The sequence below is a fragment of the Stenotrophomonas sp. TWI602 genome, from assembly GCF_039674045.1.
GTDB lineage: Bacteria > Pseudomonadota > Gammaproteobacteria > Xanthomonadales > Xanthomonadaceae > Stenotrophomonas.
Map to the genome: position 1 here is coordinate 1 of NZ_JBDJMT010000001.1, position 12304 is coordinate 12304.

Annotated in this window: 11 protein-coding genes; 3 read left to right on the top strand and 8 right to left on the bottom strand. The window is 68.1% G+C overall.

Annotated features, from left to right (window positions below):
* Window positions 1-177: 177 nt before the first annotated feature.
* The 5 genes from ABE483_RS00005 to hutI form a co-directional block, all read right to left on the bottom strand.
* Window positions 178-1608, bottom strand: coding sequence for a serine hydrolase domain-containing protein (locus ABE483_RS00005; RefSeq protein WP_346480784.1), 1431 nt, complete (start codon window positions 1606-1608; stop codon window positions 178-180).
* A gap of 116 nt (window positions 1609-1724) precedes the next feature.
* The gene (gene hutU, locus ABE483_RS00010) at window positions 1725-3392 is read right to left on the bottom strand and encodes a urocanate hydratase (RefSeq protein WP_346465926.1); all 1668 of its coding nucleotides are present in this window, start codon (window positions 3390-3392) and stop codon (window positions 1725-1727) included.
* Complete coding sequence (hutG, locus tag ABE483_RS00015) at window positions 3389-4222, bottom strand: N-formylglutamate deformylase (protein ID WP_313218760.1); 834 nt, start codon at window positions 4220-4222, stop codon at window positions 3389-3391. Before hutG ends, hutU begins: the two co-directional genes overlap by 4 nt.
* Window positions 4219-5760, bottom strand: coding sequence for a histidine ammonia-lyase (hutH, locus tag ABE483_RS00020; protein WP_346465927.1), 1542 nt, complete (start codon window positions 5758-5760; stop codon window positions 4219-4221). The genes hutG and hutH overlap by 4 nt, the downstream gene beginning before the upstream one ends.
* A 23-nt stretch (window positions 5761-5783) precedes the next feature.
* A complete protein-coding gene (gene hutI, locus ABE483_RS00025; RefSeq protein ID WP_313218757.1) occupies window positions 5784-6983 on the bottom strand; it encodes an imidazolonepropionase in 1200 nt (399 codons plus the stop codon).
* Window positions 6984-7046: 63 nt separating this feature from the next.
* Between hutI and ABE483_RS00030 the strand changes: the two genes are divergently transcribed.
* Window positions 7047-8423, top strand: coding sequence for a formimidoylglutamate deiminase (locus tag ABE483_RS00030; protein ID WP_346465929.1), 1377 nt, complete (start codon window positions 7047-7049; stop codon window positions 8421-8423).
* 27 nt (window positions 8424-8450) lie between these two features.
* Complete coding sequence (gene hutC, locus ABE483_RS00035; RefSeq protein WP_313210751.1) at window positions 8451-9179, top strand: histidine utilization repressor; 729 nt, start codon at window positions 8451-8453, stop codon at window positions 9177-9179.
* A 3-nt stretch (window positions 9180-9182) separates the two neighbouring features.
* Here hutC and ABE483_RS00040 read toward each other — a convergent pair whose 3' ends face one another.
* The 3 genes from ABE483_RS00040 to ABE483_RS00050 all read right to left on the bottom strand — a co-directional run bounded on the left by ABE483_RS00040 (window position 9183) and on the right by ABE483_RS00050 (window position 11339).
* Window positions 9183-10196, bottom strand: a complete 1014-nt coding sequence (locus ABE483_RS00040; protein WP_346480785.1) for a restriction endonuclease — start codon at window positions 10194-10196, stop codon at window positions 9183-9185.
* Between the two features lie 274 nt (window positions 10197-10470).
* Complete coding sequence (locus ABE483_RS00045) at window positions 10471-10965, bottom strand: phasin family protein (protein ID WP_313210755.1); 495 nt, start codon at window positions 10963-10965, stop codon at window positions 10471-10473.
* 98 nt (window positions 10966-11063) lie between these two features.
* Window positions 11064-11339, bottom strand: coding sequence for a polyhydroxyalkanoic acid system family protein (locus ABE483_RS00050; protein WP_313210757.1), 276 nt, complete (start codon window positions 11337-11339; stop codon window positions 11064-11066).
* Window positions 11340-11460: 121 nt separating this feature from the next.
* On the opposite strand from ABE483_RS00050, the gene ABE483_RS00055 reads away from it, so the two are divergent.
* Window positions 11461-12261, top strand: a complete 801-nt coding sequence (locus ABE483_RS00055; protein ID WP_346480786.1) for an FHA domain-containing protein — start codon at window positions 11461-11463, stop codon at window positions 12259-12261.
* Window positions 12262-12304 lie beyond the last annotated feature (43 nt).

Here is a 12304-nt window from a genome sequence, read left to right on the forward strand (position 1 = left end):
TGTGGGGGCCCCCAGTTTTCCGGTCGGGGGGGGCTCCCCACCCTGTGGGGGGGGTGTGGGTTCCCCACCCCCGACGGCGGGATGTCGGTAGTGCCGGCCGCTGGCCGGCTCGCCAGGATCTACGCGATCCAGTCGCGTGAGACCCATGATCGCGTGGGTGCCGGCCAGCGGCCGGCACTACCGGGCCGCTGCCAGCGCTTTCGACTTGGCGTACAGCCGTTCGGCCTGCTTCGCGTCGCCCAAGGCGGCATACGTTTCTGCCAGGCTGTCCCAGGCATTGGCCGAGCGCGGGAACAGCGTCGCATTGAAGGCGAACAGCGGCAGCGCGGTGGCATGGCCCAGGTTCTCGGCCACCGCGTAGCCCACGCGGTTGATGTCCTGCTCCAGCATCGGCTGATCACCGCGCCCGGTAGTGATGAGCCACTGTTTCAACGCGGTTGTGCGTGCGGCCGTCTGCGGCTCCAGTGCGTAGGTGATCAGCCTTTCCGACAAGGCCTCGCGAGGGAACTGCATCGGGGCCACCACCGCCATGGTGCTGTCCACCAGCGTGCGCGACCACACATTCGTCGCACTGCCGTTGGTGAGGTAGATAAAGCTGTAGGTATCCCCGCCCAAGCCGTCCAGGAAGGCTATCCGTGCACGTACCCGCGTGCCACCGTCATGCCCCACGAAGCGGTACTCGCCGCTTTCTTCGAATTCCCAACCCGTGGAGAAGCCGCTGCGCCGTCCGTTGTCCAGCAACTGTGGCTGCCACAGCTGCTGCAGCGTGGCACGCCCCACCAGCTCACCGCGGGTCAGGGCCATCAGGAAGCGGTCCAGATCACCGACGGTGGTATGCAGTGCGGCATGCCCGTAGGCATAGGATGGCCAGGCGATGTCGTCTTCGCGCTGCAGGGCGCCCTGTTTGCCGATATAGGCGATGGCAATGGCGTGCGGCACATCCGTTGCCGGGCCCAGCGAGGTGTGCGTCATCGACAGCGGACGAAGCACGCGGTCTTGGACGATCTGCGCATAGGGCTGCTGGTACTGCGCTTCCAACAGCGCGGTGAGGACCAGATAGTTTGTCTGCGCATACCGATTGGCAGTGCCCGGCGTGAACTGCAGTGGTGCGCCGGCGAGTGCCTTGAACACCTCCGCCGCCGTGGTCGGGAAGCGGTTGCCCTGCGAGGTGATCACCTCACCTTCCCGATACTGGAAGTACTCGGGAACGCCGGACGCATGGTTGAGGAACTGCCGCACGGTGATCGCCTGCCAGGGCTCGGGCAGATCGGGAAGATAGCGGCTGGCCGGTGCATCCAGCTCGACCCTGCCGGCCTCCACCCGTTGCATGACCAGAGCGCTGACCAGCAGTTTGGCCAGGGAGTAAGCATTGAACACCGTTTCGGCGGTCACCGCCCGATGCGTGGTGACGTCGGCCTCTCCGGCGACGGCCTGTGCGAGAAGCGCGCCGTTGTGCCGTATCAGCACCGACTGCCCGGCGATGCCATAGCGCTCCGCGTTGGCATGGAGCTGCCGGGAGATCCGAGCGTCGAGGTCATCGGCACGAGTGGCGCCGGACGGCGTCGATACCGCGAGCAGCAGGACCGCGACAAAGGCGAAACGACGCATTGCGGGCATCCTCGTGGGTGAGCCCGCACAGTAGGAAGCGCTGGCACCCCGGTCAATGCGGCGGAAGTCACCCCTGGTCGTGAAAGGCCCCGACCGTCGGCCGGGGCCTACCCACATCAGCCCAGAATCCCAGGCAGATCCAGGCCCTTGTCCTTCGCACACTCCACCGCGATGTCATACCCCGCGTCGGCATGCCGCATCACGCCCGTGGCCGGGTCGTTCCACAGCACGCGCGCGATGCGCTTGGCCGCGGCTTCGGTGCCATCGCAGACGATGACCATGCCCGAATGCTGCGAGAAGCCCATGCCGACGCCGCCGCCGTGGTGCAGCGAGACCCAGGTGGCACCGCTGGCGGTGTTGAGCAGGGCGTTGAGCAGCGGCCAGTCGGAGACGGCATCGGAACCGTCCTGCATGGCCTCGGTTTCGCGGTTGGGCGAGGCGACGCTGCCCGAGTCCAGGTGATCACGGCCGATCACCACCGGCGCCTTCAGCTCGCCATTGGCGACCATCTCGTTGAAGGCAAGGCCCAGTCGATCACGATCGCCCAGGCCAACCCAGCAGATGCGCGCGGGCAGGCCCTGGAACTTGATCTTCTCGGCGGCCATGTCCAGCCAGCGGTGCAGGTGCGGGTTGTCCGGGATCAGTTCCTTGACCTTCGCATCGGTCTTGGCGATGTCCTCCGGATCGCCGCTCAGCGCGGCCCAGCGGAACGGGCCGATGCCGCGGCAGAACAGCGGGCGGATGTAGGCGGGCACGAAGCCGGGGAAGTCGAAGGCATCTTCCACACCTTCTTCCAGCGCCATCTGGCGCAGGTTGTTGCCGTAGTCCACGGTCGGTACGCCGAGCGAGTGGAAACCAAGCATGGCGCGGATGTGGTTGGCCATCGATTCGCGCGCGGCCGCTTCCACTTCCTTCGGTGCGGAGACGCGCTTGTCGTCCCATTCTTCCACCGTCCAGCCCTGCGGCAGGTAGCCGTTGACCGGGTCGTGCGCGGAGGTCTGGTCGGTCAGCAGGTCCGGCTTGACGCCGCGGATCAGCAGCTCGTCCAGCACGTCGGCGACATTGCCGAGCAGGCCGACCGAGAGCGGCTTCTTCGCGGTGCAGGATGCCTCGATCAGGCGCAGCGCTTCGTCGAGGTCGTCGGTCCAGGTGTCCAGATACCCGGTGCGCAGACGCATCTCGATGCTGCTCTTGCGGCATTCCACCGCCAGGCAGGAGGCGCCGGCCATCACCGCGGCCAGCGGCTGTGCGCCGCCCATTCCACCGAGCCCACCAGTGAACAGCCACTTGCCGGCCAGGCTGCCGTTGTAATGCTGGCGGCCCATTTCCACGAAGGTCTCGTAAGTGCCCTGCACGATGCCCTGGGCGCCGATGTAGATCCAGCTGCCCGCGGTCATCTGGCCGTACATCGCGAGGCCCTTCTTGTCGAGCTCGTTGAAGTGGTCCCAGTTGGCCCACCGCGGCACCAGGTTGGAGTTGGCGATCAGCACGCGCGGGGCATCCACGTGGGTGCGGAACACGCCGACCGGCTTGCCGGACTGCACCAGCAGGGTCTGGTCATCTTCGAGCCGCTGCAGGGTCTCGATGATTTTGTCGTAGCTCTCCCAGTCGCGCGCCGCGCGGCCGATGCCACCGTAGACCACCAGCTCCTGCGGGCGCTCGGCCACGTCCGGGTGCAGGTTGTTCATCAGCATGCGCAGCGGGGCTTCGGTCAGCCAGCTCTTGCAGGTCAGCGTGGTGCCGGTCGGGGCGAGGATGGTGCGGGTGGAATCGAGACGGGTCATGCAGCACTCCGGGACGTAGCGAAGTCGAGACAGGCATCGAGCACCTGCTGCAGCGTGGCGCGCAGCGGGGCGGCGTGATCGGGATCCAATGGCGTGGGCCAGCTGTGCTCATCCACGGCCTCGGGCTCGTGCAGGTAGCCGCGGCAGGCCAGCTCCATCTGCAGCGTATGCACGCCGCCGGGGATGTCGCTGTAATGGCGGGTGATGTAGCCGCCCTTGAAGCGGCCGTTGCGCACATGGCTCATGCCGCTCATCGCGCACAGGTTGTCGACCACGTCGGTCAGCGCGTTGTCGCAGGTGGTATCGCCGTTGGTGCCGAGGTTGAACTGCGGCAGCTGGCCATCGAAGAGGTGCGGGATGTGCGAGCGGATCGAGTGCGCGTCATACACCACCACGGTGCCGTGCAGGGCACGCAGGCGCGCGATCTCCGCGGCGAGGGCGTCGTGGTAGGGCGCGAACCAGGTATCGCGGCGGCGCGCGATTTCCGCTTCGTCCGGGCCGTGGCCATCGCGGTACAGCGGCTGGTTGTCGAAGGTGGTCAGCGGGCACAGGCCGGTGGTGTTCTGGCCCGGGTACAGCGAGGTGCCGCTGGGGTCGCGGTTGACGTCGATGACCGAGCGCGACACCGCGGTGCGCACCGTGGTGGCGCCCATCTGCTGCGCGAAGCCGTACAGCTCATGCACCCACCAGTCGGCGTCGCGGCGGGCCAGCCACGGCGACACGAACTGCGCGGCCAGTGCATCGGGCAGCTCGGTGCCGGTGTGCGGGAAGCTGACGATCAACGGCACATCGCCGCGGTGGATCTGCAGCCAATCCGGTGGGGTCGTCATGCCAGCGGCTCCAGCGGCGGCAGGATGTCGGCCAGCCCTTCAGCCAGAACGCCACTGCGCACCAGGTCGGTCGCGGCCACCATGTCCGGGTGGAAGTAACGGTCGTCTTCCAGCGTCGGCACCTGTGCGCGCAGGCGCTGGCGCACCGCTTCCAGCGCATCGCTGGAGCGCAGCGGGGCATGGAAATCGCAGCCCTGTGCAGCGGCGAGCAGCTCGATGCCGATCACATTGGCCGCGTTCTCGGCCATCGCCATCAGGCGGCGTGCACCGTGCGCGGCCATCGAGACGTGATCTTCCTGGTTGGCCGAGGTCGGGATCGAGTCGACGCTGGCCGGGTAGGCGCGCTGCTTGTTTTCCGAGACCAGCGCCGCGGCGGTGACCTGCGGAATCATGAAACCGGAATTCAAGCCGGGCTTCGGGGTGAGGAAGGCCGGCAGCCCGGACAGGGCCGGGTCGACCAGCATCGCGGTGCGGCGCTCGCTGATCGAGCCGATTTCGCACACGGCCATCGCCAGCATGTCCGCCGCGAAAGCGACCGGCTCGGCGTGGAAATTGCCGCCGCTCAGTGCCTCATTGGTATCGGTGAATACCAGCGGATTGTCGGACACGCCGTTGGCTTCGATCGCCAGCGTGGTGGCGGCCTGGCGCATCACGTCGAACGCGGCGCCCATGACCTGCGGCTGACAGCGCAGGCAGTACGGATCCTGCACGCGCACGTCGTTGTCGCGGTGCGATTCGCGGATCGCCGAGCCCTGCATCAGGGTGCGCAGCGCGGCGGCGGTGGCGATCTGCCCGCGCTGGCCACGGATGCTGTGGATGCGCGGATCGAACGGGGTGTCCGAGCCCTTGGCCGCTTCCACCGACAGCGCGCCGGTGACCAGCGCCGCGCGGAACACGGTATCGATCGCGAACAGACCGGCCAGTGCATAGGCGGTGGAGTACTGGGTGCCGTTGAGCAGCGCCAGGCCTTCCTTCGCGCCCAGTACCAGCGGGGCCAGGCCGACCTTGGCCAGCGCCTCGGCCGCCGGCAGGCGCTCGCCCGACACGAAGGCTTCGCCCACGCCGATCATCACGCTGGCCAGGTGCGAGAGCGGGGCCAGATCGCCGGAGGCACCGACCGAGCCCTGGCACGGAATCACCGGAATGAAGTCGTGCTGCAGGAAGGCTTCCAGCAGGGCCAGCGTCTGCGGGCGGATCCCCGAGGCGCCCTGGGCGAGGCTGGCCAGCTTCAACGCCATCATCAGGCGCACCACCGGTGCGGGCATCGGCTCGCCGACGCCGGCGGCATGCGAAAGCACGATATTGCGCTGCAGGGTTTCCAGGTCGTCGCGCTCGATGCGCACGCTGGCCAACTTGCCGAAGCCGGTATTGATGCCGTACACCGGTGCGCCCTTGGCGACGATGTCGGCCACGGTCTGCGCGCTGCGCAGCACGGCCGCGGCCGAGGCCGGGTCCAGCCGCACCCGCGCGCCGTCATGGATCGCGCGCCATTGCGCCAGCGTGACGGCGCCGGGGTGCAGGGTCAGGGTAGTGCTCATGAAATCTCCAGACATCACTAGATTCAGACGGGTTGGCCGCGCATCACGCGGCCGTGCAGGGGGTTGAAACCCATGCGGTAGACGAGGTCGGCAGGCGCCTCGATGTCCCACAGGGCGAGGTTGCAGTCCAGGCCGACGGCGAGCCGGCCGATCCGGTCCTGCCGGCCAAGGGCGCGCGCCGCTTCACGGGTGAAGCCGGCGATGCACTCCGCCACGGTCATGCGGAACAGGGTGGCGGCCATGTTCATCGCCAGCAGCGGGCTGGTCAGCGGCGAGGTGCCGGGGTTGGAATCGGTGGCCAGCGCCAGTGGTACGCCGGCCGCCCGCAGGTCGGCGATCGGGGGCAGGGTGGTATCGCGGGTGAAATAGAACGCGCCCGGCAGCAGCACCGCCACGGTGCCGGCGCTGCGCATCGCGGCGATGCCGTCGGCGTCGAGGTGTTCGATATGGTCGGCCGACAGTGCGCCGTGACGTGCCGCCAGGGCGGCACCGTGCTGGTTGCTGAGCTGCTCGGCATGGATCTTGATCGCCAGCCCGTGTTGCTGCGCGGCGAGGAAGACCTGCTCGGCCTGTGCGGCGCTGAAGGCGATGTTCTCGCAGAACACGTCTACCGCCTCGGCCAGCCCGGCCGCCGAAACGGCCGGAATCATGACGTTGCAGACCTCGTCGATGTACTCCTGCGCTTCGCGGCCCGGCGGGATCGCATGCGCGCCGAGGAAGGTCGGCACGATCTCGACCGCGCGCTGGCGGCCCAGTTCGCGCGCGACGGTCAGCTGCTTGGTCTCATCGGCCAGGGTCAACCCGTAACCGGATTTGATCTCGAGCGTGGTGATGCCTTCGGCCAGCATGGCGTCCAGCCGGGGCAGGCTCGCGGCGAGCAGGTCGGCCTCGCTGGCGGCGCGGGTGGCCCGCACGGTGGAGACGATGCCGCCGCCGGCGCGGGCGATGTCGGCATAGCTCACGCCCTGCAGGCGCTGCTCGAACTCGCCGGCGCGGTTGCCGGCATAGACCAGGTGGGTGTGGCAGTCGATCAGGCCGGGGCTGATCCAGCGCCCGGCGCAGTCGATACGCTGGACCGGCTGCAGGTGATCGGCAGATCCGGCCGCACCGACATGCACGATGCGCCCATCGGTCGCGGCGATGACGCCCTCCTCGATCACGCCCAGGCCCGGGCCGTCGACGGTGATCAGGTTGGCGTGGTACCAGAGGGTGTCACAGTGCATGGCAGCAACCACATCGGTGTATATGTCTATACAATATAGACGCCTCTTCCGGGATGTCCAGTAATGCCAGCCACCCCCGCACCGATCCTTCGTTTCCACGCCGCTCATGCGCTGCTGCCACATGGCTGGGCGCGCGATGTGCGCATCCTCAGCCAGGGCGGCAGGTTCATCGAGGTGACCGAAGGTGTGTCGGCCGCGCCGGGCGATACCGCGTTGGCGATCGCGGTGCCGGGCCTGGGCAACCTGCACAGCCACGCTTTCCAGCGCGGCATGGCCGGACTGACCGAGATCGGCGGCAACAGCGGCGACAGCTTCTGGAGCTGGCGTGAGCTGATGTACCGCTTCCTGGCGCATCTGCAGCCCGAGGCCATGCAGGCGATCGCCGAGCAGGCGTATGTGGAAATGCTGGAATCCGGCTTCACCCGGGTCGGCGAGTTCCATTACCTGCACCATGGCCCGGACGGCGCGGCCTATGCCAACCGTGCCGAGATGGCCGAGCGTATCGCGGCCGCTGCCCGGTCCAGCGGCATCGGCCTGACCCTGCTGCCGGTGTTCTACGCGCATGCCGATTTCGGCGGCGCCGCGCCAAATCCGGCCCAGCGCCGGCTGATCCACGATGTCGACGGGTTTGCTGCGCTGCTGCAGGGCTGCACGCGCGCGCTGCAGGACCAGGACGATGCGGTGCTCGGTTTCGCCCCGCACAGCCTGCGCGCGGTGACCGGCGAGGAATTGTCGGCGTTGCTGCCGCTCAATAGCGGGCCCGTCCACATCCACATCGCCGAACAGACCCGCGAGGTCGATGCCTGCGTCGCCTGGAGCGGCATGCGGCCGGTGCAGTGGCTGTACGAACACGCGCCGGTGGATGCGCGCTGGTGCCTGGTGCATGCCACCCACATCACCGAAGCGGAGATGCAGCAGATCGTCGCCAGCCGTGCGGTGGCCGGGCTGTGCCCGATCACCGAGGCGAACCTGGGTGACGGCCTGTTCCCGATGCAGGCCTTCGCACGTGCCGGTGGCCGGTTCGGCGTGGGCTCGGATTCCAACGTGCTGATCGACGCGGCCGAAGAACTGCGCCTGCTCGAGTACGGCCAGCGCCTGCAACTGCGCGGGCGCAATGTGCTGGCCCCGGGCGATGGTCAGTCCACCGGCCGCTGGCTGTACGAACAGTCGTTGAACGGTGCTGCGCAGGCGCTGGGCGTGACCACCGGGCTGCAGGCCGGTGCGCCGGCCGACCTGGTCGAACTCGATCCGGATCACCCGGCGCTGATCGCCCGCGACGGCGACGCCTTGCTTGACAGCTGGGTGTTCGCCGCACGTAATGGCGCCGTGCGATCGGTGTGGCGCCAAGGGCGCCAGTGGGTCCGTGATGGTCGCCACCCGCAACGCGAGGCGGTGGCCGCACGGTTCGCCGCGGCACTTCGACCGTTGTTGAGGGTCTGATCAGACCCTCCCATGCAGGAATCCAGAGTGACGGGCAAGAAAGCAGCAACCCTCAATCAGCGCATCCGTGCTGATCTGGAAAGCCGCATCCTCAGTGGACAGTGGGAGCCTGGCTTCCGCATCCCCTACGAACACGAGCTGATGGAGCAGTACGGCTGCTCGCGGATGACCGTGAACAAGGTGCTGACCGCGTTGGCCGAGAGCGGCATGATCGAGCGCCGCCGCCGTGCGGGCTCGTTCGTCGCGCGCCAGCCGCCGCACCTGGAACAGGTGGCGCTGGAGATTCCCGACATCGCGATGGCGGTGGAAGCGCGCGGGCACGTCTATGGCTACCAGCTGCTGGAGCGTGCCTACCGGCGACCGCGCGAGCAGGTAGCGGAGGAAACCACCCTGGCCGGCGGCGAGAAGCTGCTGGCGATCCGCTGCCTGCACCTGGCCGATGGCCGGCCGCTGGCGCTGGAGCACCGCCTGATCAGCCCGGTCGGCGTGCCGGAGGTGTTGGCGGTGGATTTCGAGACCACGGCGCCGGGCAGCTGGCTGCTGCAGAACGTCTCGTGGACACGCGCCCAGCACCGGATCAGTGCCTGGGGCGCGGATGAGGCGGCCGCCACGCTGCTGCAGGTCAAACCCGGCACGGCGTGCCTGGTCATCGACCGCCTTACCTGGCGCGGCGAGCAGCCGATCACCTGCGTGCGGCAGATGTTCCTGGGCGATGCCTACGATCTGGTTGCCCGTTTCTCGCCGGGCGCGCGCTGAGCCTTACAGTGTGGTGCACTGCCGCCAGCGGACCGGCTCATCCACGCCGGGGCGCGGGTTGAGCTGGATGCGCACGGTGCGCAGCGCCGGGTAGCGGGTCACTTCCTCGCAGATCAGCGGCCAGATCGCATCGATTTCGCCGGTGCGGTTGATCGCCAGCGTCTGCCGGGTCAGCCAGATGCCACTGGCCACGCCGGGGCGGCTGGCCACGTTGCGTGACAGTTCCTGCTGATAGCGGTCCAGCGTGGCGTCGTCCGGGTTCGCTTCCATTGCAGGCGGGGCGGCGTCGGCGGCGCGGCCAGCGGTCTCGGGGGCCGCGGGGGCCGGTGTCGCAGGCGTGGGCTGGGTGCCGGCCGGCGCGGGTGCTTTTGCTGCAGCCGGCGCGGCCACCCCGGTTTCGTCGTCGGCCCACTCCGTTTCCAGCCCGGCGGTCAGCGAGCCCAGCCCGACCATCAGGCCCAGCGTCGCCGCGCCCAGTGCCGCGATCGAGATACGGCGGAGAGCTTCGCCACGGGCACCGGCCTCGACACGGGCCTCCATGTCGCCCGGCAGGTAGGGTTTCAGCAACGGCCACAGCAGCGGGCCATCGAGGACCTCGACGCTCTGTTTTTCAGCGGCGATGCGTCCATCGCGCTCGACCTTGCCCTCGGTGATCAGGATGCCGCCACGCGCACCGGCCAGGCGCGCGGCGGCGCCCAGTTCGTTCACCGCCGCCGTGCCGATCCGGTAGGCGCGCCCGTGCTTGCAGGAGAGCAGCCAGCGCTGCGGCCCGTCGTGCATCAGGAAATCGCTACGGGGTTCGCGGCTGTCCACGGCCTCGTCCGGCACGTCCTGCAGCCCGCGCTGCTCGTGCATCGCGCGCCGCACGATCAGGGAAAACTCGCGCCAGTGCATGCCGGCCAAGGCATTCAGGCCGAGCTGGGTCTCCTTGCGCTTCCGTTTGATCAGCCAGAAGTAGGCCGTGGCCAGGAACCAGACGATGAGGGCCAACAGCAGGGCCAGAATCCAGGAGAGCATGCAGGGGGATATGAACAGGGAAGTGCGATAGACAGTTTATATGCGCCTTTGCACGTCAGCGGCGCGTCGTTTTCGAGCCGGTTCGCATCCGGCGGTCACGTCGGTGACGGCCGTCTCACTTTGCGGGGCCTTGCGGTAGCAGCGCCCACAAAAAACCCGCCAATCCAGAGCCGTGAGGGGAGGGAACAAACGGCGGTGGAAGCGATTGGCGGGTCGATTTCGATTGTCAACAAAGTCGTGCTGCTTTGCAACAAACGTGGTCGGATCAGTTCAGTCAGGCGTCGGAGGTCGGCGACTGGTGCGTACCCGGCGACGGATCGGCCGACGGCGAGGCGTTGCGGGCCTCGGCACGGTTGACCCGGGTGTTGAGCGCATCGATCCGGGCATTGAGCGCGGCGACATCCTCGGCGGTCGGGATGTGCAGACGCTTCAGCACGCCCTGGACCCGGTCATCGAAGGCCTTCTCGACCTTGTCCCAGGTGCCGCTGGCCTTTTCACGGGCCTCGCCGAGGTGTTCCTCGACATTGTCGCGCCAGCGCGGTGTATCGCCGGTCTGCTCGCGGTTGCGGGCCTCGATGTTCTCGCCTTCCTTGACCAGGTTGTCGAAGACACGGCTGCCTTCGGCCTGCGCACGCCCGAAGGCGCCCAGACCCGCCAGCCATATCTGCTGGGCCGAATCGGTCAGCTTGCGCGAGAAGCGCTCGGCCTGATCCTGCAGCGAGGGCTTCTCGCCGGGGATGCGATCGTCGAAGTCGTTGGGTGAATGCATGGGGCGATCCCTTGGGTGGACACCCTTGGATCGTATGCATCGCCGGCTTCAAGCGGTGTGATGGCCGGCGCCTGTGCAGCGCCGGGCCGGGCGTCGGTTCAGCCGAGCTTTTCCTGCAACACGCGCTGGATCTCGCTTTCCACCATGCCCTTCATGGCCGAGAGCAGGAAGCCGAGCTTGGCGGTGACCTGCACCTGGCCGGGCTGCAGCGCGATCGCGCCGTCCACGCCGGAGCCGCTGAAATTCAACACGTCGCCCACCCAGTTGGACTGCAGACCGAAACGCTCGGACAGTTTGGCGGCGACTTCTTCGATGGCTTTGCGCGCATTTTCGGCGGGCAGGGAGTGGGCGTGACGGATATCGATGGTGGACATACAGCCTCCTGGCGGACAACGGCGCGGATTTGGGCGTGCATTGTGCGCATCCTCAGGCACAACTCCAAGGTCTGCGTCACACTTCTTCTTCCCTGACATTCAACCTGCTAGGCTGCGCCGCGTGCAGAACCTGCTAGTTCACTTTACTCAACGCCAACATCCCGACCAGCCCCTGCGGCCCGGGGTGCGGCGCATCGTGCGTCATGCATCGGGCACCGTCCGGCTTTGCGATGACGCCCCCGGCACCTTGCTGCTGGCCCAGTTCTGCCTGGATGACCGCGGCCTGTGGCTGCAGGTCGCCAACGGCATCCGCGGCATCCACGTCAACGGCCGCCCGGTGCGCCGGATGGCGCTGCTGCGCGCCGGCGACGCCGTCTACGCCGACGGCGTGGAGATGGTGGTGCAGGGCGATTGCGAAGCTGTCGCGCACGCGCCGCCACGCAGCGATGATGGCGGCGACGACCAGCGCCTGTTGCGCGGGGTCGGCGGCCAGCACCACGGGCGCAGCTTCACCCTGGATCGTCCGCGCGTGATCGGGCGGGGGCCGGAGGCGGACATCGTCATCGACGACCCTGCCTTCGCCGAACAACACGCCCGCCTGGAGCAGCATGGGGAGCGCCTGCTGCTGCGCGACCTGGGCGCCGGCGAGTCCACGCGGGTCAATGGCGTCACCGTTCGCCATTGCTGGCTGCAGCCGGGCGATCAGCTGGTCTTCGATGCCCAGCACCGCTTCGTGCTCGAAGTCCCACACGACGGCCGCAAGCGCATCGTGATCGACGAAGAGGACGACGGCTTCGAGGCACGCCAGCGCCCGGAACCGGTGGCTGCGCCCAAACGGGTGAGTCGCTGGCCGTGGCTGTTGGCCAGTGCGTTGCTGCTGGCCGCAGCGCTCAGCGGCCTACTCTGGTTCGGGGCGCGGTAAACGTCATCGCATCCGCGCTGACGCCCCGTGATTTGCTACGCAA

Coding starts and splice junctions, on each gene's coding strand:
- ABE483_RS00005 (WP_346480784.1), bottom strand. CDS start 1,608: ATGCGTCGTTTCGCCTTTGTCGCGGTCCTGCTGCTCGCGGTATCGACG.
- hutU (WP_346465926.1), bottom strand. CDS start 3,392: ATGACCCGTCTCGATTCCACCCGCACCATCCTCGCCCCGACCGGCACC.
- hutG (WP_313218760.1), bottom strand. CDS start 4,222: ATGACGACCCCACCGGATTGGCTGCAGATCCACCGCGGCGATGTGCCG.
- hutH (WP_346465927.1), bottom strand. CDS start 5,760: ATGAGCACTACCCTGACCCTGCACCCCGGCGCCGTCACGCTGGCGCAA.
- hutI (WP_313218757.1), bottom strand. CDS start 6,983: ATGCACTGTGACACCCTCTGGTACCACGCCAACCTGATCACCGTCGAC.
- ABE483_RS00030 (WP_346465929.1), top strand. CDS start 7,047: ATGCCAGCCACCCCCGCACCGATCCTTCGTTTCCACGCCGCTCATGCG.
- ABE483_RS00040 (WP_346480785.1), bottom strand. CDS start 10,196: ATGCTCTCCTGGATTCTGGCCCTGCTGTTGGCCCTCATCGTCTGGTTC.
- ABE483_RS00045 (WP_313210755.1), bottom strand. CDS start 10,965: ATGCATTCACCCAACGACTTCGACGATCGCATCCCCGGCGAGAAGCCC.
- ABE483_RS00050 (WP_313210757.1), bottom strand. CDS start 11,339: ATGTCCACCATCGATATCCGTCACGCCCACTCCCTGCCCGCCGAAAAT.